Raw genomic sequence first — 20,103 nt, 5'->3', positions numbered from 1 at the left:
AAACCTTAAAATCAGGTGCATGACCTCTGCACACCCGATCATTGAAGGCCTCTTTGAAACCCACATCAATGTGCGCAACCTGGAGCAGTCCATGGATTTTTATGGACAGGTGCTGGGTCTGGAATTGGCCCATCTGGAAGAACAGAGGCGCATTGCGTTCTACTGGATTGGGGGCAGAGGTCAGGCCATGCTGGGCCTGTGGGAGACCCCTCCTGAAGAGGTGGCCACCCAGCATTTTGCCTTTCGCACCTCGCTGGAAAAACTGCACCTTGCTGCAGCTTACCTGCGGGAACGCCAGCTGACCGGGTACAACTTCCTGGGAGATGGCACCGATGTTCCGATGGTTTTTGGCTGGATGCCCGCACTCGCCCTGTATTTCCGGGACCCCGATGGGCATTCGCTGGAATTCATCACCATGCTCGAAGGCCAGCCCAGACCTGAGCTGGGCGTGATCTCTCTGGAAGCCTGGGAGGCCCTGCAGCAGGATTGAAAAACCTCAGGCTGTGACACCTGAGGTCTGGAATCTCCACTTCTAGATTCAAAACAGTTTCGTGCGGGTCAGACGGAAAGGAGGTTCTGGAGCCCCTTTCTGTTGCTTGTCGAGCTGTGCCTGGGTGACCACCAGATCCTGTCCGACCTGCACGGCTGTGGCAGGGAATTTGAGTCCTTTCAGGGGTTCATTGATGGTGAGGGTTCCAGATCGGAAGTCTGCGGCCAGGGTGACCTTGCTGACCAGTCCGTCTTTGTTGCGCACCACATAAAGCGTCTGGCCGTTCAGCACGAGGCCGTCACCGTTGGAGAGGCCATCCATCACCTGACTGACCTCCTGACTTACAACGTCAATGCGCCACAGGATGCCAGTGTTGGTCTGGACCACCAGCAGTGCGGTGCCGTCCGGGGTCACCACGATGCCGTTCAGGTTGGTGCCAGGCTGGTACTCGATGGGGGTGTCCCTGAGGTCCAGCCATTTGCGCACCCTCAGTTCAGGGGTCACCTGAAACAGCACGGGCCTGGAGGAATCGGTCACGATGACCGAACCATCCGGCAGGGGCACCAGATCGTTGATGAAAGGCAGCGGGGTTTTCGGGGTCATCAGGATCTTGAAAGGAGATCCATCAGGATTCAGGATGCTGATGCTGCCGGAAGCCCCTCCAGCCACCCACAATCGGCCCTGACTGTCCACCTTCATGCCCAGAGCACTGGTGCGGCCCTTGCTGCCCCCTTCACTGAATTTGGTGACATTGCCGGTTTTGGCATCCACCTGATAGATGGTGCCGTTGGCCGCGCTTCCGGTGTACAGCACGTCCTTGCTGGCATCATAGGTCACACCTTCCGGGAAGTCCTGAGGGCCAGGGAGGGGGTAATCGCGGGTTTCAAAGTTGTCCCGCTGGATCACCCCGCACTGCTGACGGGGACCGGTCTTGCCCGAAGGATCAGACACGAAATCGTCTGGCTGGGCGTGAATCACCAGGGAGCGGTTCAGCACCCCGTTTTCTCCCATCAGGCTGATCTTGGTGGTGGTGACCTCTGCACTGCCATTGCCGTCTGCTCCAACCACCAGCATGGGCAGGTCGCCTCCGTGCCCGTGCATGTTGTCTGTGGTGGGAGCATCGTGGTTGCCGGTCATGCCAGGATCGAAGTGTCCTCCTGCCCCACCAAAAGGCACGATGGTGTTGGTGGCCGGGTCAATGCCGGGAACGCATCGTCCAAATTCGTGCACGTGCATGCCGTGGTTGCCCGGAGTCAGACCAGAGACTTGCACTTTGATCTGCACCCCACCCTCAACCTGGGTGAAGGTTGCTGTGCCCACCGCCTGGCCTTCAGGGGTGATGATGCTCGCTGTGGCACCCAGAGGGGTACTGGCCGGGATGGATTGCCCCAGTGCAAGCCCGAGCACGAAGGGCAGAGAGGCCCAGAAAAGCCGTTTCATTGTGCACCTCCGGTGTAGGTGATCTGGAAGAGAACCCCGCTCTGGTCATCGGTGACGAGCAGGGAGCCATCAATGAACTGGGCCACGCCAGCAAGGCGAGCAAATTGATTCCACTGGTCGCCGTCTTTAAAGACAAATCCGGTCATGAAAGGTGTGATGGAAACCGGCTGGCCCTGATCGTTGAAGTCCACATGGGCCAGTTCGTATCCGGAAGGTTCTGTGCGGTTCCAGGAGCCCCGGAACGCCACGAAAGCATCGTTTTTGAAGGATGCAGGGAATTGGTCTCCGGTGTAGAAGATCATTTCAATGGCTGCGGCATGAGCAGTGTAATTGAGGGTGCTGGGTTCGGTCATCTGGCAGTATTCTGCTTTGGGGATCTTGCCGGGAATCTGACCCACGTTCACGTAAGGATCAGGTTCTTTGGCCCCGTAACAGAAGGGCCAGCCGTAATTCTTGCCCCTTTGCAGCAGGTTGAGTTCTTCGGGGGGGATGTTGTCCCCGTGCCAGTCGGACCCCTGATCGAATCCCCACAGGGCTCCTGTCTGGGGATGCCAGCGGAAGCCGATGGTGTGACGCAGCCCTTTGGCGAAGACCTCGCGGGATTTGCCGTCTGGTGCAATTCGGACGATGGTGGCAGCCTCCGGGTTGGGCACAGGAGTGTCATTGTTGGGGCTGCCTACCCCTCCGTACAGGTACCCATCCGTGCCCCAGTGCAATGTGCGGGCAGAGTGCTGGCCGCTGTCCGGGAACTGGTCGGCAAAGATTCTGGGGGTGGTCAGGGTGCCATCACTCTTGATGGTCGCCACCCAGATGGTGGTGTCGGCAAAGATGTACATCTTGCCGTCCTTGACATCGATGCCGTGGGCGAGCTTCAGGTTCTGGGCGACCTGCCTGCGTTCATTGCTGTCAATGAAGCCGTCCCCGTTCTGGTCTTTCAGGAGCATCACATCATTGGACTGCCTGCGGGTCAAATAAATCGATCCGTCAGGCATCACATGCAGCATGCGGGCGTTGCCCAGTCCGGTGGCCATCACCTTCACCTGGAAGCCTGCTGGAAGTTTGATCAAAGAGAGGCGGTCGGAGGTGAATTCCAGCGCAGTGACCTCGTTGCGGGTGGCGGTCACGGTTGCAGGTGGCTCTGCTGGGGGAATCGGGCGAGGGGTGGGTGGGTCCTGGGGTTGTTGTGCAAAGGCGACGGAAAGCAATAAGGTCAGGGTAGAGAGTAAGTTCCTGTGCATGATTTTGTTGTGCCTCCATTCGCAACTGTAAAGTTCAAGGTTGAACCAGACTGCGTGGGAACATACAGCACCCTTTAAGACTGTGGTCTGTGCAAGATAAGGGAAATCCCTGATTTGAATCAGAGAGCACCAGGCAACTCACCAGAGCAGCAGCTTGAATTTTGTTTGGTGTCAAACTATACTCGGGGGGTGGAAGCCCGGGATGCGATCTCGCTGATCTCCAGAATCAGGGGAAAGGTCAACCAGTTCATTGTGTCAGAGATGGCAGAAGCGGGAATGGAAGGCCTGGGCACTTCACATGGTGACATCCTTTACGCCCTTTTCAGGTCCACCCGCCTGACCATGGCAGAGGTGGCACAACGCATTGGCAAGGACAAATCCACGGTCACCTCTCTGGTGGACAAACTGGCCCGTCTGGGTTACCTCGTTCGTGAACGGGACACCGGGGACAGTCGGGTGGTTTACCTGGAACTGACCCAGAAAGGAAAGGACCTGGAACCGGTGTTTGAAGAGATCTCCAGGGATGTGCTGGAGAGGTTTTACCTCAACATCTCGGATCAGGAGCGAGAGAACCTGCTTGGCATCCTCAAAAAGATCCACAGCAATTTCTGATTTTTTTGCCCAGAAAGTTTGCTATCAAACAGTTGGACAACAAATCATCAAAGGAGACATCATGCGAGACTTCACCAGAGACCTGCCCCCTCACACCCAGCTGTGGATGGGCGAAAACGACCTCTTTCTGGAAGTGTATCCGGGAACAGACCAGAAGAGACCTCCACTGCTTTTTGTGCACGGGGCCTTCACCGGAAGCTGGATGTGGAGCAAATACCTCCCCCACTTCATCCAGGCAGGCTGGACCTGCATGGCCATGAACCTGCGCAGCCATTACAAAAGCCGCTCCATGGATCTGACCCGCATCACCTTCGAAGATTACCTTCAAGACATTCAGGAAGTGCTCTCCATCTGTGAAACCCCTCCTGTCCTGATCGGTTTCAGCATGGGCGGAATTCTGGGCCAGAAAATTGCAGAAAAACACCCCCTCTCAGGTCTGGTGCTGATCGACCCGGTGATCAGCAGGGAAGTGCATGAGCTGGTGCCCTATCCAGCCCTGGACAGCAGAACCTTTGGAGGGGTCGTGCCTGCCCCTGCCCGTGAGGAAGAACGCAGCATGGACGAAAGCCCGGAGGACATTCTTTTCCAGAGGAAATACCTGAGCATGGAAGCCGGACAGGCCTTTGCAGCTTTCGTGTTCTCGGCACAGTCCAATGGAATCTCTGTGAATGCCCAGGCCATCACATGCCCCACACTGGTGATCCATGCCAACAACAGTGAGCAGGACCACCAGCGAGGTGCAAAAATGGCCGAATTGTACCGCGCAGAGCACGTCGGACTGTGGAACACCACCCACACAGGTTTGCTCGTGGGGCAGAGGTACAGAGAGGGCGCAGATGCCGTGCTGGACTGGCTTGACAGACACTTCTGAAGGAGCTTGTGTGCGTTTCGCCTAGGGTTTGTGGGCTCCACTACGCCACCTGAGCCATGGTCTGCAACATCCACATGGGGCACAATGAACAGAACATTTCGATTGAAAGAGGAGGTGCTCCATGGGCGGAAATGCACTGAAAAACCATCCCACCCGCAGATACCACACAAAGGAATATCTGGAATTGTACCGAGAGGTTGAACCTGTCCTGCAAGACATCGTGCAGGGCCGGGTTGCACTCGTTCCCTTCTACAGCAGCAAGGAAACCCATGGTGACATGGACATTGTGGTCGAGTCCGACCACCTGCCCCACAACTGGACTTCGGCAGTGATGGAACGCTTCTCCTCCAGAGACTCTTACAACAACGGAGACACCTTCACTTTTGAATTCAAAGACCTGCAGATCGACCTGATCAAGGCCACCAGCGAAGAGTTCGAGCACACGCTCAATTACCTGAGCTTCAACGATCTGGGAAACCTGATCGGGAAACTGGCCCACCATCTGGGTTTCATGCTGGGGCACAGAGGGCTGCAGTACAAGGTGATGGAGGGGAACAACACCGTGCGGGTGCTGAAACTCACCTCGGATTACCTGAAGGGCCTGGAGTTCCTCGGATATGATCCAGAGCGTTTCAGAAAGGGCTTTGACACGCTCGGGGAGGTCTACGGTTACGTGTGCTCCACCCCTTTCTTCTACCCTGGCTGCTACCTGATGGAAAACCAGAACAGCAAAAACCGACAGCGAGACCGCAAAAGGCCCACCTATCAGGGATTTCTGGAGTTCCTGGAAAAAGAAGGGTCCTTTGAACGCATCCCCAGACCAGTCTCTTCCCGTGAAGAGCAACTGCAAAGGGCCATTGAGACTTTTCCTGGCTTTGAAGAGGCCCTGCAGGACACGTTCCGTTTTCTGGAAATCAAACGGGCCGCCCACCAGAAATTCAACGGCAACATGGTGCGCGACTGGACCGGAGTGGAAGGCCAGCAACTCGGAGAGGTGATGATGGAGCTGCGCCACACCCGGGAGCCCTTCGAACAGTGGATTCTGGACACCTCCATTGAGACCATCCAGCAGGAAGTGTTGACTGTGGTGAAACGCCTGGGTTTTGTCAAGATGCAGTGAAGGAATCTGGCCCGGGAATGCAGCCTGGCACTCGATTGTAAGGCTTTTCCCGCTGACAACAGAAGGGATCACACTGCTTTTTAGATCCATCCAGCTACAATCTCTTTGAGACCTGTGACTGGAGCCCAGCATGACCACACTACAACCTCCTGATCTTGCCCTGCGCTGGCCCGACCACGCAGAGAACCAATTTGCTGAACTCTTTGCCCGGGCGCTGAGAGGAAGCAAAGCCGCTGTGTGGCTGCAGGACCCCTCAGAACCCAAGGGCCTCCTGCGGCCTGTGGGCGTGTATGGCCTGACCGACAGTGAACTCCCCCTGCTGGAGCAGGCCCGCATTGACCTGTCTGAGCCCTCGCTGGGACACTGGGCACAGACCGAAGAACTGATTCAGGTGCTGTGGACGCGCCGCAGATCCGACATGGGCTCCGTCGAGCGGCACCTCATGGAAGTCTACAGGCTGGACACCCTGTTCTGCTGCGCCCTCAGGCTCCCTGATGACACGCTGGGCCTGATTTATTCAGCGACCAGTGAGCCTTTCGAGCCAGAAATGGGACGCATCATTCAGGCAGCGCAGGTGGCCCAGTCCCTGACCATCGGACTTCACCGCCAGATGCTCAAGGAAAAGGCACAGAAGGTGGAAAGGCGTCTGGAGCAAATTCTGGACCGCACCCCCGACATGATCATCACCCGCACGGGATTCACCATCAACACCGTGAACCGGGCCTGCTTTGACATTCTCGGGTACACCCCAGAAGAGATGATTGGGCGGCCCCTCACCGATTTTCTGCACCCCGATGACCTGCCCTCCACCCGCGAAGTGAATGACCACATCCTGCAGGGACGCATGGTGCGCGATTACCGCAACCGCTACCTGCACAAGAATGGCAGTGTGGTGTACCTCTCCTGGAACACCTCGGATGAAGGAGACGGAAACATCATCTCCATTGCCCGGGACATCACCCTGCAGGTGCGTCAGGAGAAACTGCTCCGCGAGAGCGAGGCCCGCTTCAAGATGGTCGCCGACAGTGCCCCCGTGATGATCTGGATGAGCCACCCGGATGGCCGGAGTTACTTTTTCAATCAGGTGTGGCTGGATTTCACCGGACGCACCCATGAAGAGGAGCGGGACCACGGCTGGCTGGAAAGCATCCACCCTGAGGACCTGGAGCACAGCCAGAGGGTCTTCGTGAAACACCATGAAAGCCAGCAGGAATTCGAGATGGAGTACCGCCTGAGGCGTTCTGACGGAGCGTACCGCTGGGTGCTGGACCGGGGCATTCCCAGGTACGGCATCGATGGGGAATTTGTGGGGTTCACCGGGGCGTGCATTGACATCCATGACCGCAAACTGGCCCTGGAACGCCTGGAACAACAGGAAGGCCAGCTCAGGGAACTGATGCATGTGCAAAAACGTTTCGTTGCAGACGCTGCCCACGAGCTCAGAACCCCCCTGACCGCCATTCAGGGGAACCTCGACATCCTGATGCGCTACAAGAACATTCCAGAAGCAGACCGCAAAGAAATCCTCTCGGACGTGCAGCGGGAAGCCACCCGACTGGGCCGTCTGGTGCACGACATGCTGACCCTCGCCAGAGGGGACGCGGGAATCGAATTTCAGGAGGAGGAGGTCAACCTCACCCAGGTGGTGCAGGAGGTGTGGCGGGAAATTCAGCGCATGCACAGCGGTCACCAGCTGGACCTTGCCCGATTGCCGCAGGTGGTGCTCACCGGAGACCGGGACCGCCTGAAGCAACTGGTGTTGATCCTGCTGGAAAATGCCCTCAAATACACCCCGGGAGGAGGACAGGTCGGACTATCCATGACCCGCCATGCCACCCACGTCGAAATCCGCGTGACCGACACCGGAGTGGGCATTGGTCCTGAAGACCTGCCCCGGGTCTTTGAGCGGTTCTATCGGGCGGACCAGAGCCGCCACAGGGGAGAAGACCCCGGAGGAACAGGGCTCGGACTTCCCATTGCCCGCTGGATCACCGAAGGCCACGGCGGACACATCTGGCTGGAATCCGAACCCGGCAGGGGCACGCAGGCCATTGTGCACCTTCCCCTCGATGACTTCCAGGCCGAACAGGCAAATTCAGGCACGGAATCCCACCTGCCCCCTCAGGACCCGGATTCCCTGCTTCAATCGGGCCGCTGACCCTGCAGGGGTTGCTGCACCTGAGGTCCGGTCAGCCAGTCTGCCACCTCGGTCAGGGACCGGAATGTTTCGGGCACCACCGGTTCACCAGAGCGCAGCAGGTGAAAACCATGCAGGCCAGCCTTTCTTGGACCTGCATGATCTGATTTCAGGGAGTCCCCCACCATCAGCACCTCATGGGCTTCACAGCCCAGCTTTTCACAGAGCTTCCGGTAAATTTCAGGTTCGGGTTTCACGGCTCCCACCTCAAAACTCCAGATGAAAACATCAGCCAGCCCATCAAACAACTCCAGGATGGGCGGAGCATAGGACAGAGAAAGGTTCGAGCACAGGGCCACCCGGTATCCTGCTTTGCGAAGACGGCTCAGGGTCTCTGTGGCATCCTTGAAAGGAGCAATGGAGGCCACCTCGGTGGCCAGTTGCTGCTCAAGCCGCCCGATGGCCTCCGTGGGAACCTGAACCCCCAGAAAATCAGGCAGGTCCCGGAGTTCCAGAGGCTGGCGCATCATGGCATCGCGGTCCTCAAAGGTCAGGTTTCTGCCGTGCTCACCAAACACAGCGCGCAGGACATCAAACATCTCAGTGTCGTTCTGGATGTCCACCAGGGTTCCATACACATCAAAAGCAACAGCCCTGATCTTCGTGGGGTCTATCTTGGGTTTCAGCATTGGGTCTCCATTTCAATTGCACATGCCGTGTCAATGGGTTGGAAATCAGCATAACGGGAACAGCAAAAGAAATCTGGATTCAGTTCAGAGCCCTATGGATGACCTTCCGTCACTTCCCAAGGAGCAGCTTCAAAAACGTCTCATCGCTCCATTCCCCACCTTCTCCAAAGCGCACCACCACCAGTTTCTCGTCTGGGAGAATGTAAAGTCTCTGGTTGAAGGCTCCTGCGGCCATCACCAGATTTTTCGGGGCACTGGGAGCAATCTGCTGCTGGTTTCCTGCCACACGGGAAATGCCCACCGGGACCTCATCTCCCTCGTCGAGGGTGCCCTGAAAGGGCACATTCAGCCACCAGGTGAGGCCATAGGCGGAGAGGGCAGAACTTCCCTGGAAGCAGGCTTCCAGGGTTTTTGCAGGCAGAATGGTTTTGCCTTCCCACTGGCCTTTCTGGAGGATCAACTGACCATATTTTGCCCACCCTCTGGCGGTCATGCTGGCACTTCCTGCCAGGTTCGGATGCCCGGACTGGTCCCTCTGCCACACCGCCTGCACCCCGATGGGATCAAGCACACGCTTTTGCAGGTACACGGCAGCATCCTGACCTGTTTTGCGCTCGATAAGTGCCCCAAACACCGCCAGATGGGCATTTCCATAAGTGTAGTGCTCTCCTGGAGGAAACTGCAGTGGGGCATTCAGGGCAGCGCCATACATGTCGCGGTTCAACTGCACCAGACTCGGGCCAATGAAGCCAGGGAGTCCACTGGTGAAGCCCAGAAGCTGCCTGGCGGTGATGCTGGCTTTCTGGGGATCGATTTTCCATTCGGTCAGGGTCTGGATGACCGGTTCATCCAGATTCAGTTTCCCCTCGGCCTGAAGCGCCACGGCAATGGCACAGGAAAAGCTCTTGCTGCCACTCGCCAGGAAATGGGTGCGCTCCAGCAAAAAACCGTTCTGGGCACGGGCATAAACCTCCCTGCCGTCTTGCAGGACCAGCAGGGCACTCCCACGGTGGGTTTCGGAATAGCGGGCTGCGTTCTCCAGGTCTTTCATGTCCAGAGCGTGCGCAGAGGACCACAGCAGCAGAAAAGGGACCAGTGTTTTGCGAATCATGCCCCTTGGATGACCTTCTGGAGTCAGAAGTTCCACACCAGGGGTCAGGGTGTTGTTGCGCCACCCCTGAAGTGTTCCAGCATCCTGTTCTTGAAAGCGCCTGTCTGCCTTCTTTGCTTCGAGGGAATTAAACTGTTGCCATGTCCTTCACCATTGGTCAGCTTTCCAGAAGCACAGGAGAATCCATCAAAACCCTGCGGTTCTGGTCCAACCAGGGCCTGCTCACCCACACAGTGTCAGAAAGCCAGTACCGCCAGTACACCATGCAGGCACTCGAGGAAGTGCAGTTCATCCGGCAGGCCCAGAAACTTGGCTGGTCTCTGCACGACATCAAAACCATCCTGCAGCAGGGTTGTTCGGGAGAGGGTGAATGCAGCACCGTCATCTCAGAACTGGAACGGCACATTCTGGAAGCCGAACGGCAGATTCAACAGATCCAGAAGCTCAAAGGGGACCTCCAGAAGCGACTGGACTGGGCCAGAGAGCAGGAGTCTCTGAATTGCAGCAGTCCGTGTTGCGTGATTCTGCTGACGGAGGCTTGACTCTCCCCCTGAGGGGAGGGTGCAAAGTGGGGCATGGAACGAAACATGAACGAGAAGGAAACCACAGCGGCCCCTGTCATGGAGGTGCAACCACCCAGATCCTGCCCGGGCAACACCCCCCTGGTGTGCTGCGAAAACAGCACCGCCCTGTGCACCCTCCCGGAGGCCCAGGATGAATGAAGGTCCCGCATGCAAAGTTCCACCCCACAAACCGGGCAAACTTCTTGGGTGGCTGGGGATTCTGGGGGTGGGTGCGTGTGGCATCCTGTGCTGTGGCCTGGCCCCGGTCCTGTTTGCAGCAGGAGCAGGATTCGGTTTGAGCAGCCTCCTCGCATGGGGCAGGAAATACGACCTGGTGCTGCTGTTCATCGGGGTGGTGGTGGTGCTCTTTGCCTTGTGGTGGAGGTCCCGCAGACAACGGACCTGAATGTCCCGTCACCTGATATAAAGAACGGATGTTCAAGTCGATTCTTTTGTTCCTGCTGGCAGGCCTTGCTGAGATTGGTGGAGGGTACCTGGTCTGGATCTGGCTGCGCGAAGGCAAACCGGTGTGGGTCGGTCTGCTGGGTGGCCTGATCCTGATCCTGTACGGGATTTTGCCCACCTTGCAGCCCACCGTGCTGGATTTTGGCCGGGTGTATGCCGCCTACGGTGGCCTGTTCATCGTGCTGTCCCTCCTGTGGGGCTGGATGGTGGATGGGAAAACCCCGGACACGCCCAGCCTGGTGGGAGCATGCATTGCCCTCATGGGTGCTGCTGTGATCGCCTGGTGGCCCAGAGCCGCCTGAAGGACCACGGGTTGCATAGCCTTTCTGGCTCCTGGGGTTCCATGAAGCCAGAAAAAATCCGCAAGTTTGACTTTGCGGATGTCTGAGACTTCAAAAACAGCGTTTCAAATCCAGCTGGGTGTGGTCTGCTTCCGGGGCTCCAGTTCCAGTGCATCTCCTGTGTGAAGGCTGGGGGTGATGCTTCTGGCCATGAGCAGGACCACGCCACCAATGAGACATCCGAGAATCAATCCAATGAGAAGGGAAATCAAGAACAGCACTTTGCATCACCTCCTGGGGTCAGACCCTTGCACCTTTCCTGGTTTCAAAGTACACCCTCGGACTGAAATGCGTCTGAGACGCACTGAACTGAAAATGAGAAAGCTGACCAAAAGCTGATCGGTGGTCAGAACCCCGTCAGGGACACTGGGTACACTGAAAGGGTGCTGAAACTCTTCTGGGTCCGAAGGCACCTGAAACATGTGCTGCACCTGCTCACCCGTGATGACCCCACCTTGACCCTGAGTGAAGTGCACTGCCGCCTGGAAACCAGCCATCGGCTTTTGATGGACCTGCAACCGAAAATCGATCAATCGCACCTGAGACGGTGGGAGCGCTGGTCGGTGATCCTGTTTCATTTCCGCCGCGATGAGGTGCTCACCCAGGTGGCGAGGGCCCACCAGCACCTGCAAAAAAGCAGTGGACCAGAGGACATTCGTCTGGCCCATGGGTGCCTCCTGAGGCTTCATTTCAGGATGCTTGATGTTTCGGGCAGTGCTGCGGGTTGATCCGCACTGTGAACCACTCAAGTGTGCTGCTCAGAGTTCCGCAGTACACTGGTTTCACTGACCGCTGTGCTGTCTGTATGATGAGCCCTCAGATGACCCTGCGCCCGAGTCCTGAACAAGAACGCATCCTTTCCTGGGTGCGTTCCGGCATGGGGCATGGGGTGGTGCGGGCAACAGCAGGAAGCGGCAAAACCACCACGCTGGAAATGATCGCCAGGGTTCTGCCCCCTGATCTGGAAATCCAGTACTGTGCGTTCAGCAAGGCCATTGTGGAGGAGTTGACCGGAAGGCTTCCCGATCATGTGAAGGTCGCGACCCTGCACAGCCTGGGGTATCAGGTGATCAAGACTTTTTACCCTCAGGCGACGCAGCACCGTCCAGACAGCCAGAAGTACCGCACGCTGCTCACCCGGTCCATGCAGGAGAAAGAGGGGGTGCCCGTTTTTTTCACCCGGGAGGACACCTACCAGGCCACCGAGTACCTGGTGGGTTTGCAGCGGGTGGTTCGCATGACTTTCACCCCACCCGAAGATCCCATGCAGGTCCGGCGGGCGGGAGCCCGTTTTGACCTGCGTGAACCCGACTCGGAGGAGGTGACGAAATGGTGTTTGTGGCGGCTTCCGTTGCTCCTCAAAGAGGGCATCCGCAAGGTGGAAGGTCGCGGATGGGTGGACTTCGAGGACATGCTGTACGTTCCGGTGGCGACAAAGCTGGATTACCGTCGGGTGGACTTTCTGCTGGTGGATGAGGCGCAGGACCTCAGCCCATTGCAGTTGCGTTTTGCGCTGGGACTGATCCACGAAGGGGGCCGCAGCATCTTTGTGGGAGATGACCGTCAGGCGATCTATGGTTTCGCCGGGGCAGACAGCCATTCCCTGAAGCACGTGCAGCAGATCCTGAAGGCCACGGTCCTCCCCCTGAACACCAGTTACCGCTGTCCACAGTTGCATGTGAAGCTGGCCCGCCACTTCTCCCCCCAGATGCGGGCACAGCCCGGAGCGAAAATGGGCACCGTGAAGCACGTCACCGAACCTTATTTCCTGAGGTCGGTGGCAGAGGGGGATCTGGTGCTTTGCAGGTACAACGCTCCACTGGCGAGCATGTACCACGAGCTCATCCAGATGGGCAAGCGGCCCAGGCTGCGCAAGGGGGATTTCACCGACCAGCTCCTCAGGATGCTGGATCAGCTTTTTGCAGATACTGCGTTTCACCCAGAAAACATCCGCCAGAAGGGGGATGCGTTCAGGGTGCAGGAGGAAAGGCGTCTGAGGATGGCGAGGCTTGACCCGAAAGTGACCCTCAAGAAGACCCTGGAACTCCGGGACCGCATTGATTCGGTGATGCACCTGGCCATCACGGCTTTTGAGCAGGGCCACCACTCGCTGGCTGCAGCCAGAACTTACCTGCAGAGCATGGTTTCCGTGGACCGCAATTTCATCACGCTCAGCACGGTGCATTCTGCCAAAGGCCTGGAAGCCAACAGGGTCTTTTTGCTGCACCCAGAGAAGATGACTGCCGCATACGCCCTCACCCCGGAAGCCCTGAAAGGGGAGCAGTGCGTGCAGTTTGTGGCCCTCACCCGGTCAAAAGACGCCCTGTATCTGGTGGAGGAACCCCTCCATGAAAGCCTTGCCGGGGTGCTGCGCTGATGCTCCCTTTTGCACTGGACGACAAAGGTCGGGTGGTGGCGGCCCTGACCGCCAGAAAGAACCAGATTTGCACCTGTCTGGTTTGCGGTAAGCCTGTCAAAGCCAGACGGCCTGGGCAGGACGAGCCCCATTTCCCAGCGCACTTTGTCCATCTTGCAGGAGGCACCTGTGCTGCCCCTCCTCAAGATGTGCTTTTTGTGGCTGCCCGCAGAAAATTGCGTCTGAGGCTCCTGCAGGATCTGCAGGCTTTTGGAGGCCTCCGTCTGGGAAGACCGTGTCCAGGTGTGGAGGGGAGGTGTGCTGAACAGGCAGGGGTGGAAACCCTGCTGAAGGTCAAAGCCTGGACAGAGGTGAAAGAAGACGTTCAGGTGCCAGATTCCCAGCAGCGCCCGTTTGATGTTGCCCTGCTGCACGAAGAAAAGGTGCTGGCCGGGTTCCTGATTCAGAGCACACGCTCTGATCTGCTGCCAGGAACATCTGCCATCCGTTCCTTTTCCCTGAGCATGCAGGACATTCTGGAGGACAAACCCCTGGTTCCTGCAGGGATGACCGCAGGCAAAACCCTCTGCCCTGACTGTGCGCAGGTTCCTGAAGAAGCAGCATTGCAGGATGAGAATGATCAGCGTCCTGTTTCAGATTCGGCCTGGAGCAGGGTGGTGCAGGAGTGGCGTGCCCTCACTTCAAAAAGTGCAGTGGATCAGCTCACTGCGGAACTGGAACGCACCCCCAGAGAACGTGCTGTGCAGCATTTGCGTGCACTGGGTCTGAATTACCGGGACCTGAAGGACCAGCAGATGGTGATGCTGCTGGTGGCCTGTCGTTATTGTGGAGAGGAAGTGGTTTTTGCCACCAGCAAACCTGAAAGGGTCAGAAACCTGAAAGGCCTGCTGGGCCCTCTGGTGACCTGGGTGCCGGGCCAGAAGCGCCATGTGCATGTGTGCTCAAAGTGTGGAGGATTTCATACCGAAGAGTGGTTCTGGGAAAGCTGGCAGAAGAACCTGGGGCAGAAGGTGTGATTGTGCGACGCCTGGGAGGTCTGGAACAGGTGGGCTGCCTGGTCTGCTGGAAAAGGGCACCTGCGACCACTGGACAACTCAAGAGCGGGTGTGCTTTACTATGGACACGAGTCCATCGTACTGTAAATCAGGATTTTTCTGTCAGATCACAGATCAATCCCATGTCAATGTGTCCTGAAGCAGGGGGCGGGGTTCAACCCCCTTCCTGCTGTTCAGGAGGGCAGTTCATTTCTTCCAGGAGACACGAAAATGACAACCACACCCCACACCATGAAAGCTGCTGTGCTGCACGCCATCCGAGATGTAAGGATCGAAGAGAGACCCATTCCACCCGTGCGGCCCGGTCATGTGCGGGTGCGGATTCGCACGGTGGGCGTGTGCGGGTCGGATGTGCACTACTTCACACACGGGCGCATCGGACCTTTTGTGGTCGAATCTCCGATCATTCTGGGCCATGAATCGATGGGCGTGATTGAAGACATTGGAGAGGGGGTAAAACACCTTCAGCCAGGAGACCGGGTGACGCTGGAGCCAGGATACCCCTGCAGAACCTGTGAATGCTGCAAATCGGGCCGTTACAACCTGTGCCCGGAGATGACCTTCATGGCGACCCCTCCAGTGAATGGTGCTTTTGTGGAACACCTGGAGTGGCCTGCAGATTTTGTCTTCAGAGTTCCCGACAGCGTTTCAGATGATGCCGCTGCCCTGATCGAGCCGCTGGCGGTCGGGGTGTGGTCGGTGCAGCGTGGTGGGGTGAAGCCCGGAGATGCCATCGTGGTTTATGGGGCAGGGCCCATCGGGTGCACCACCCTGCAGGCCGCGAAAACTGCCGGGGCCACCACCCTGATTGCCGTGGATCTGGAGGAGTACCGTCTGGACCTGATCCGGGAACTCGGGGCCACCCACACCATCAACGCACGCCATGAAGATGTTCTGGCACGCATCAGGGAGATCACCCGGCGGAACCTGCCCGAATCCCACAGTGGGGCAGATGTGGTCTTTGAAACCGCAGGGAACTTAAGGACCTGCCAGCAGAGCATGCTTGCTGCCCGGCCCGGAGGGGTGGTGGTGCTGGTCGGGTTGCCGCCCAATCCTCAGGTGGAGCTTGATCTGGTGGCGGCAGCCTCCCGCGAGGTGGACATCCGGGGCATCTTCCGATACGCCAACTGTTACCCTGCAGCCCTGCGTCTGGTGGAAGAAGGCCGGGTGAATCTGGACCGCATGGTCACCCACCGTTACCCTCTGGATCAGGCCGGTGAGGCACTGTCTTTCGCAGATGAATTCAAGCATGTCTCCATGAAAGTCATGGTGGATGTCTGATCGGCAAGGCCACACCCTCAAATGCACTTTGTGCGGTTCTGGACTGAAGGTACACCCGCAATCAGGGATGCTGAAGCAAGCGAGGTGAGCCATGAAGCGATTTGCGGACCGTCAGAAAGCAGGGGAGGCACTTGCAGAGACCATCTGCCTGCAATCCACAGACCGGAAGGGGCTGGTCCTGGCCCTGCCCAGAGGGGGAGTCCCCGTGGCTGCCCCCATCGCCCACAGCCTGAAGGTTCCGCTGGATGTGCTGGTGGTGCGCAAACTCGGGGTGCCCGGATGGGAGGAACTGGCTGCCGGGGCCATCGGATCAGGAGGGGTGGAGGTCCTCAACCGGGACATCGTGGATCACTTTCACCTGACAGATGTTGGTCTGGAACCGGTGCGACAGCGTGAGTTGCAGGAGTTGCAGCGCAGGGAAAGGCTTTACCGTGGCAACCGACCTCAACTGAACCTGGAGGGTTCCACCGTTTTTCTGGTGGATGATGGGGTGGCCACCGGAGCGACCATGCAAGCTGCTGTTCTGCTGGCAAAACAACTGGGTGCGGCGCGGGTGGTGGTTGCTGTTCCCCACAGTTCCAGAGAGGCCCTTGAGGCTTTGCAGGTACAGGCAGATGAAGTGATCTGCCTGCAGGTCCCTGATCCTTATGAGGCTGTGGGCAGGTGGTATCTGGACTTCAGTGAGGTTGGGGATGACGAGGTGAGGGCGCTTCTTGCAGAGGCACCAGGGCAGTCTTGAAGCTTGATTCTCTTGAAAACGATAAATTCGGCATCCTGATCGGGGTCCAGACTTGACTCCTGGCAGTGTGCAGCTTAAGATTCGAACAGACATTCGAAAATTTGAATGCCTGTTCGAAAAGAGGCACCGTGACCCAGAACCTCAACGAAAAGACCCGGGCAACCCGGAGAAAACACATTCTGGAAGCTGCAGCGCAGGTCTTTGCTGAGAAGGGCTTTCATGCCACCACCATCCGGGATGTGGCCCAGCGGGCAGGGATCGGAGATGGAACCCTCTACTACCACTTCGAGAACAAAGCAGCCCTGCTGCTCGGACTCTTCTCTCAGCTGACCGAAACCGCCAGACAGGACCTTGACCCCACACAACTCATGAGCCTCGACCTGCGGGATTTCATCAGGATGTACCTGCATCACGCCCTGTCTGCCGTGCAGGACCACAACATCGATCTGTTTCAGGCCGTTTTTTCCGAGGTCATGGTGAGCGCCCCCCTCAGGGAACGCTTCAAGCAGGAAGTGCTCCAGCCGATGATCGAAGGGGCAGAGCTTTTTGCCCAACAGTGGGCCACAAAACGTGGTTTGAAATTGCAGCACGACACCCTCAACATGCGCATCCTCTCCAGCCTGATTCTGGGCCTTCTGATCCAGCGGGTCATGGAAGATCCCGTGCTGACTTCTGTCTGGAATGACCTTCCCGATGTTGTCACCGACCTGTTGCTCCCTGGATTTCTGGTGTCAGACCTGAATCCCCCCATGCCCTGAGGAGACCCCACATGATCATTGCCATCTTCGCCCTGGGCACCCAGGGGGACGTCCAGCCATACCTCGCCCTGGGTTCTGCCCTGATTCAGCAGGGGCACACCGTGCGCCTGATCACCCACACCAATTACCAGCAGCAGGCAAGTGCTCTGGGTTTCGAAGTCTGGCCTGTGGAGGGAAACGTGCAGGAGGTGGCCGAGTCGGAAGAAATGCGCAAGTTGCTGCAGAAAGGCAACATGCTGGAGATCAACCGCTACACCTCCAGGCTGATGGAGGAAGTTGTGCTGGGATGGGCCAGAGACAGCCTGAACGCCTGTGAGGGTGCAGACCTGCTGATGGCAGGGATGGGGGGCGGATCACTGGCCCGCGCCCTCTCCGAAAAGCTGAATGTGCCTTTCATTGAGGCCCACGTGGTTCCCATGACCCCGACCCGTGCATTTCCCGGAGTGCTCTTGCCAGCAGGAGGTCCCCGACTGGGGGGCACCGTCAACCTGCTCAGTCACCACCTGGTGCAGCAGGTGATGTGGCAGTCTTTCCGCTCTGCAGACCAGAAAATGCGTCAGAGTGTCCTGAAGCTTCCAGCTGCACCTTTTTTCGGTCCAAAACCCCAGAAGAGGCATCCGCAGCCTCCGGTGCTTTACGGCATCAGCCCACACGTGCTGCCCCGGCCTGCAGACTGGCCTTCCCACATCCACATGACCGGGTTCTGGTTTCTGGATGCTCCATCGTGGCAACCCCCTGCAGAGCTCCAAAATTTTCTGGACAGCGGTCCGACCCCCATTTATGTGGGTTTTGGCAGCATGGGCAACCGGGACCCTGAACAGACTGCTGATCTGGTGCTCGAAGCCCTGCAAACCAGCGGCCAGCGGGCCGTTTTGCTGAAAGGCTGGGGAGGCATGGTCCGGGGAGACCTCCCGGATTTCGTTCACCTGAGTGGCAGCGTGCCCCACAGCTGGCTCTTTCCAAGAATGCGGGCGGTGGTGCATCACGGGGGAGCAGGAACAACTGCTGCAGGCCTGGGTGCAGGGGTGCCCTCGCAGGTGGTGCCTTTCTTTGGAGATCAGCCTTTCTGGGGGAACCGCGTGCAAATGCTTGGGGTTGGACCTGCTCCCATTCCACGCAAAAACCTCACTGCCCAGAAGCTCGCGGATTCCATTCAGCGCATGGTGTCGGATGTGGCCATGCAGCAGAAAGCTGTGACGCTGGGTCAGGTCATTCAAACAGAAAATGGACCCATGGACGCAGTGGCGATCATTGAGCAGCATGTCGCAGAGTCAGCGCAACTTCACTGATTGCCCAGGGTGACCCTCCAGCCACAAACCCATGCACTGTAGCATTGTTTTCTGGAAGTGGTTCTGTTTCCCTTCAGGAGGCATGGTGCACCGACTCCGAGAAAAACACCTGGATTCACTTCGAAAACAGTGAGGTCTGATTCCAGACCTGATGCAGTCTCCAGGGGGAAGGCTCTCATTCTGGCTGCTTCACCTGCTTTGTTTTGAAAACGTCTGTCAATTCCGCCTGTAAACCAGCCGTTTCAGGCGATGTTTTTAATTTGACCGTGCAGGCCGAACGGTGGAAACAGTTTCACATCATTTACACATTTAAAAACTTTGTATCAAAAAAGATCAAAGTGGTTTTTCAAAAAACCTATCTGGGAGCAGAAACACAAAAATTGGTCTGGGAGAAAGCTTTCTCATTTTTAGCGGTAAAGCTATTGACAACGTTTGCTTGACGCGTTACAGTGTCTTTACATCCCAACCACACTCCAACCGCACAGCATGGTGGTCACCTCCATGCCAACACAGGAAACCCATGAGCAGAAATGTCACCATCAAAGACATCGCCAAAGAGGCTGGTGTGTCGATCAGCACGGTTTCGCGCACATTGAACAACGCGCCACTGGTCACCCCCGAGAAACGCCAGAGAGTTCTGGAAGTCATTGGACGCACGGGTTACGAACCCAACGCCAGTGCCCAGGGACTGGTGCGTGGCAAGTCCATGACCATCGGGGTGCTGACCCAGGACATCGCCAGCCCCTTTTACGACGAAATCACCCGTGGCATCGATGCAGGATTCTCCGGGAGTGGCTACCAGCCCATCTTTGTCAACGGTCACTGGGATGCGCAAGATGAGGTCACAGCGGTACTGGCCCTCACCCGCCGTCAGGTGGATGGGCTGATTGTGCTGGGAGGCCGCCTGCCTGAAGCCCAGCTCCATGCCCTGAGCAAACGCTTTCCCTTGCTGATGGTCGGGCGTTTTGTCCCTGAACTGTCCCACTGCTGTCTGCGGGTGGACCATGTTCATGGGGCACGACTGGCCACCCGCCACCTGATTGAGCTGGGCCACAGGCGCATTGCCCACATTGCAGGCATTTCCTCCCACAAGGATGCAGCGGACCGTCTGGAAGGCTATCGTCTGGCCCTGGCAGAAGCAGGTCTGGAGTTCCACCCTGAGCTGGTCTACGAAGGCGAATTTGATGAACCCTCCGGCATTCTGGCTGTGGAATCCTGGCTGGCGCAGGGCATTCATTTCTCAGCCATCTTTGCGGCAAACGACCAGATGGCCTATGGGGCAAGACTGGCCCTGTACCGCCGGGGCATCCGGGTTCCCGAGGATGTCTCACTGGTCGGCTACGACGACCTTCCCGCTTCCCATTTCTCGCTGCCTCCGCTGACCACGGTGCGACAGCCCCTGTTTGAGATGGGGGAACTTGCCGCCCAGACCCTTTTAAGACGCCTGCATACACCTGACTCCGAGGTGCCCGATGTCGCTGTGACCCTGAACGTCCGTGAGTCCACCTGTTACCACAGAAGGTAACC

At 57.7% G+C, this 20,103-nt stretch carries 22 protein-coding genes; 17 read left to right on the top strand and 5 right to left on the bottom strand.

Annotated features, from left to right (window positions below):
• Nucleotides 1-19: 19 nt before the first annotated feature.
• Nucleotides 20-490: a VOC family protein gene (locus tag DC3_RS05585; protein ID WP_246130564.1), complete on the top strand. Its 471-nt coding sequence runs from the start codon at nt 20-22 to the stop codon at nt 488-490.
• Nucleotides 491-538: 48 nt separating this feature from the next.
• On the opposite strand, the gene DC3_RS05580 is transcribed toward DC3_RS05585, so the two are convergent.
• Together DC3_RS05580 and DC3_RS05575 are read right to left on the bottom strand one after the other, a co-directional pair.
• On the bottom strand, nt 539-1,930 hold the full coding sequence (locus DC3_RS05580) for a superoxide dismutase family protein (protein ID WP_146882957.1): 1,392 nt from the start codon (nt 1,928-1,930) through the stop codon (nt 539-541).
• Nucleotides 1,927-3,168 (bottom strand): PQQ-dependent sugar dehydrogenase, encoded by a 1,242-nt coding sequence (locus DC3_RS05575; RefSeq protein ID WP_146882956.1) that lies wholly within the window; start codon nt 3,166-3,168, stop codon nt 1,927-1,929. The genes DC3_RS05580 and DC3_RS05575 overlap by 4 nt, the downstream gene beginning before the upstream one ends.
• A 189-nt stretch (nt 3,169-3,357) precedes the next feature.
• Here DC3_RS05575 and DC3_RS05570 point away from each other — a divergent pair, with 189 nt between their 5' ends.
• The 4 genes from DC3_RS05570 (at nt 3,358) to DC3_RS05555 (ending at nt 7,929) form a co-directional block, all read left to right on the top strand.
• Nucleotides 3,358-3,780, top strand: a complete 423-nt coding sequence (locus DC3_RS05570) for a MarR family winged helix-turn-helix transcriptional regulator (protein ID WP_146882955.1) — start codon at nt 3,358-3,360, stop codon at nt 3,778-3,780.
• Between the two features lie 61 nt (nt 3,781-3,841).
• Nucleotides 3,842-4,651 carry an alpha/beta fold hydrolase gene (locus tag DC3_RS05565; RefSeq protein ID WP_146882954.1) on the top strand — a complete coding sequence of 270 codons (810 nt, stop codon included), beginning with the start codon at nt 3,842-3,844 and terminating at the stop codon, nt 4,649-4,651.
• A 121-nt stretch (nt 4,652-4,772) separates the two neighbouring features.
• Nucleotides 4,773-5,771 carry a hypothetical protein gene (locus tag DC3_RS05560; protein ID WP_146882953.1) on the top strand — a complete coding sequence of 333 codons (999 nt, stop codon included), beginning with the start codon at nt 4,773-4,775 and terminating at the stop codon, nt 5,769-5,771.
• A gap of 130 nt (nt 5,772-5,901) precedes the next feature.
• A complete protein-coding gene (locus DC3_RS05555) occupies nt 5,902-7,929 on the top strand; it encodes a PAS domain-containing sensor histidine kinase (protein WP_146882952.1) in 2,028 nt (675 codons plus the stop codon).
• Here the strand turns inward: DC3_RS05555 and DC3_RS05550 are convergent.
• Both DC3_RS05550 and DC3_RS05545 read right to left on the bottom strand, forming a co-directional pair.
• Nucleotides 7,914-8,597, bottom strand: a complete 684-nt coding sequence (locus DC3_RS05550; RefSeq protein WP_146882951.1) for an HAD family hydrolase — start codon at nt 8,595-8,597, stop codon at nt 7,914-7,916. The genes DC3_RS05555 and DC3_RS05550 overlap by 16 nt on opposite strands.
• 109 nt (nt 8,598-8,706) lie before the next feature.
• On the bottom strand, nt 8,707-9,708 hold the full coding sequence (locus tag DC3_RS05545) for a serine hydrolase domain-containing protein (protein WP_146882950.1): 1,002 nt from the start codon (nt 9,706-9,708) through the stop codon (nt 8,707-8,709).
• 140 nt (nt 9,709-9,848) lie between these two features.
• Here DC3_RS05545 and DC3_RS05540 point away from each other — a divergent pair, with 140 nt between their 5' ends.
• Genes DC3_RS05540 through DC3_RS05530 form a run of 4 tightly spaced genes read left to right on the top strand, consistent with a single transcriptional unit; the run spans nt 9,849 to nt 11,038 of the window.
• Nucleotides 9,849-10,250 (top strand): MerR family transcriptional regulator, encoded by a 402-nt coding sequence (locus tag DC3_RS05540; RefSeq protein ID WP_146882949.1) that lies wholly within the window; start codon nt 9,849-9,851, stop codon nt 10,248-10,250.
• A 33-nt stretch (nt 10,251-10,283) separates the two neighbouring features.
• A complete protein-coding gene (locus tag DC3_RS28980) occupies nt 10,284-10,430 on the top strand; it encodes a hypothetical protein (RefSeq protein ID WP_186815848.1) in 147 nt (48 codons plus the stop codon).
• Complete coding sequence (locus tag DC3_RS05535) at nt 10,423-10,677, top strand: hypothetical protein (RefSeq protein ID WP_146882948.1); 255 nt, start codon at nt 10,423-10,425, stop codon at nt 10,675-10,677. The genes DC3_RS28980 and DC3_RS05535 overlap by 8 nt, the downstream gene beginning before the upstream one ends.
• Nucleotides 10,678-10,705: 28 nt before the next feature.
• The gene (locus tag DC3_RS05530) at nt 10,706-11,038 is read left to right on the top strand and encodes a YnfA family protein (protein WP_146882947.1); all 333 of its coding nucleotides are present in this window, start codon (nt 10,706-10,708) and stop codon (nt 11,036-11,038) included.
• 104 nt (nt 11,039-11,142) lie between these two features.
• Here the strand turns inward: DC3_RS05530 and DC3_RS28975 are convergent, their stop codons facing one another.
• On the bottom strand, nt 11,143-11,298 hold the full coding sequence (locus tag DC3_RS28975; protein WP_186815847.1) for a hypothetical protein: 156 nt from the start codon (nt 11,296-11,298) through the stop codon (nt 11,143-11,145).
• Nucleotides 11,299-11,460: 162 nt separating this feature from the next.
• On the opposite strand from DC3_RS28975, the gene DC3_RS05525 reads away from it, so the two are divergent.
• The 8 genes from DC3_RS05525 (at nt 11,461) to DC3_RS05490 (ending at nt 20,101) form a co-directional block, all read left to right on the top strand.
• Entirely contained in the window at nt 11,461-11,805 is a 345-nt protein-coding gene (locus tag DC3_RS05525) for a hypothetical protein (protein WP_146882946.1), read from the top strand.
• A gap of 77 nt (nt 11,806-11,882) precedes the next feature.
• A complete protein-coding gene (locus tag DC3_RS05520) occupies nt 11,883-13,454 on the top strand; it encodes a UvrD-helicase domain-containing protein (RefSeq protein ID WP_146882945.1) in 1,572 nt (523 codons plus the stop codon).
• Nucleotides 13,454-14,470: a competence protein CoiA family protein gene (locus DC3_RS05515; RefSeq protein ID WP_146882944.1), complete on the top strand. Its 1,017-nt coding sequence runs from the start codon at nt 13,454-13,456 to the stop codon at nt 14,468-14,470. Before DC3_RS05520 ends, DC3_RS05515 begins: the two co-directional genes overlap by 1 nt.
• Nucleotides 14,471-14,719: 249 nt before the next feature.
• Nucleotides 14,720-15,790 carry an NAD(P)-dependent alcohol dehydrogenase gene (locus tag DC3_RS05510; protein WP_146882943.1) on the top strand — a complete coding sequence of 357 codons (1,071 nt, stop codon included), beginning with the start codon at nt 14,720-14,722 and terminating at the stop codon, nt 15,788-15,790.
• A 91-nt stretch (nt 15,791-15,881) separates the two neighbouring features.
• Complete coding sequence (locus DC3_RS05505) at nt 15,882-16,529, top strand: phosphoribosyltransferase (RefSeq protein WP_146882942.1); 648 nt, start codon at nt 15,882-15,884, stop codon at nt 16,527-16,529.
• Nucleotides 16,530-16,657: 128 nt separating this feature from the next.
• Nucleotides 16,658-17,287: a TetR/AcrR family transcriptional regulator gene (locus DC3_RS05500; RefSeq protein ID WP_186815845.1), complete on the top strand. Its 630-nt coding sequence runs from the start codon at nt 16,658-16,660 to the stop codon at nt 17,285-17,287.
• An 11-nt stretch (nt 17,288-17,298) separates the two neighbouring features.
• Nucleotides 17,299-18,576 carry a glycosyltransferase gene (locus DC3_RS05495; protein WP_146882940.1) on the top strand — a complete coding sequence of 426 codons (1,278 nt, stop codon included), beginning with the start codon at nt 17,299-17,301 and terminating at the stop codon, nt 18,574-18,576.
• 520 nt (nt 18,577-19,096) lie between these two features.
• Nucleotides 19,097-20,101 (top strand): LacI family DNA-binding transcriptional regulator, encoded by a 1,005-nt coding sequence (locus tag DC3_RS05490; protein WP_146882939.1) that lies wholly within the window; start codon nt 19,097-19,099, stop codon nt 20,099-20,101.
• Nucleotides 20,102-20,103 lie beyond the last annotated feature (2 nt).

Source organism: Deinococcus cellulosilyticus NBRC 106333 = KACC 11606 (assembly GCF_007990775.1).
In the GTDB taxonomy this organism is placed as follows: Bacteria; Deinococcota; Deinococci; order Deinococcales; family Deinococcaceae; genus Deinococcus_C; species Deinococcus_C cellulosilyticus.
The sequence above is the reverse complement of the archived record's forward strand: the minus strand, read 5'-3'. Positions and strand labels throughout refer to the sequence as shown.

Coding starts and splice junctions, on each gene's coding strand:
- DC3_RS05495 (WP_146882940.1), top strand. CDS start 17,299: ATGATCATTGCCATCTTCGCCCTGGGCACCCAGGGGGACGTCCAGCCA.
- DC3_RS05540 (WP_146882949.1), top strand. CDS start 9,849: ATGTCCTTCACCATTGGTCAGCTTTCCAGAAGCACAGGAGAATCCATC.
- DC3_RS05505 (WP_146882942.1), top strand. CDS start 15,882: ATGAAGCGATTTGCGGACCGTCAGAAAGCAGGGGAGGCACTTGCAGAG.
- DC3_RS05520 (WP_146882945.1), top strand. CDS start 11,883: ATGATGAGCCCTCAGATGACCCTGCGCCCGAGTCCTGAACAAGAACGC.
- DC3_RS05550 (WP_146882951.1), bottom strand. CDS start 8,597: ATGCTGAAACCCAAGATAGACCCCACGAAGATCAGGGCTGTTGCTTTT.
- DC3_RS28980 (WP_186815848.1), top strand. CDS start 10,284: ATGGAACGAAACATGAACGAGAAGGAAACCACAGCGGCCCCTGTCATG.
- DC3_RS05585 (WP_246130564.1), top strand. CDS start 20: ATGACCTCTGCACACCCGATCATTGAAGGCCTCTTTGAAACCCACATC.
- DC3_RS05565 (WP_146882954.1), top strand. CDS start 3,842: ATGCGAGACTTCACCAGAGACCTGCCCCCTCACACCCAGCTGTGGATG.
- DC3_RS05560 (WP_146882953.1), top strand. CDS start 4,773: ATGGGCGGAAATGCACTGAAAAACCATCCCACCCGCAGATACCACACA.
- DC3_RS05490 (WP_146882939.1), top strand. CDS start 19,097: ATGAGCAGAAATGTCACCATCAAAGACATCGCCAAAGAGGCTGGTGTG.
- DC3_RS05530 (WP_146882947.1), top strand. CDS start 10,706: ATGTTCAAGTCGATTCTTTTGTTCCTGCTGGCAGGCCTTGCTGAGATT.
- DC3_RS05510 (WP_146882943.1), top strand. CDS start 14,720: ATGACAACCACACCCCACACCATGAAAGCTGCTGTGCTGCACGCCATC.
- DC3_RS05515 (WP_146882944.1), top strand. CDS start 13,454: ATGCTCCCTTTTGCACTGGACGACAAAGGTCGGGTGGTGGCGGCCCTG.
- DC3_RS05545 (WP_146882950.1), bottom strand. CDS start 9,708: ATGATTCGCAAAACACTGGTCCCTTTTCTGCTGCTGTGGTCCTCTGCG.
- DC3_RS05575 (WP_146882956.1), bottom strand. CDS start 3,168: ATGCACAGGAACTTACTCTCTACCCTGACCTTATTGCTTTCCGTCGCC.
- DC3_RS05580 (WP_146882957.1), bottom strand. CDS start 1,930: ATGAAACGGCTTTTCTGGGCCTCTCTGCCCTTCGTGCTCGGGCTTGCA.
- DC3_RS05555 (WP_146882952.1), top strand. CDS start 5,902: ATGACCACACTACAACCTCCTGATCTTGCCCTGCGCTGGCCCGACCAC.
- DC3_RS05535 (WP_146882948.1), top strand. CDS start 10,423: ATGAATGAAGGTCCCGCATGCAAAGTTCCACCCCACAAACCGGGCAAA.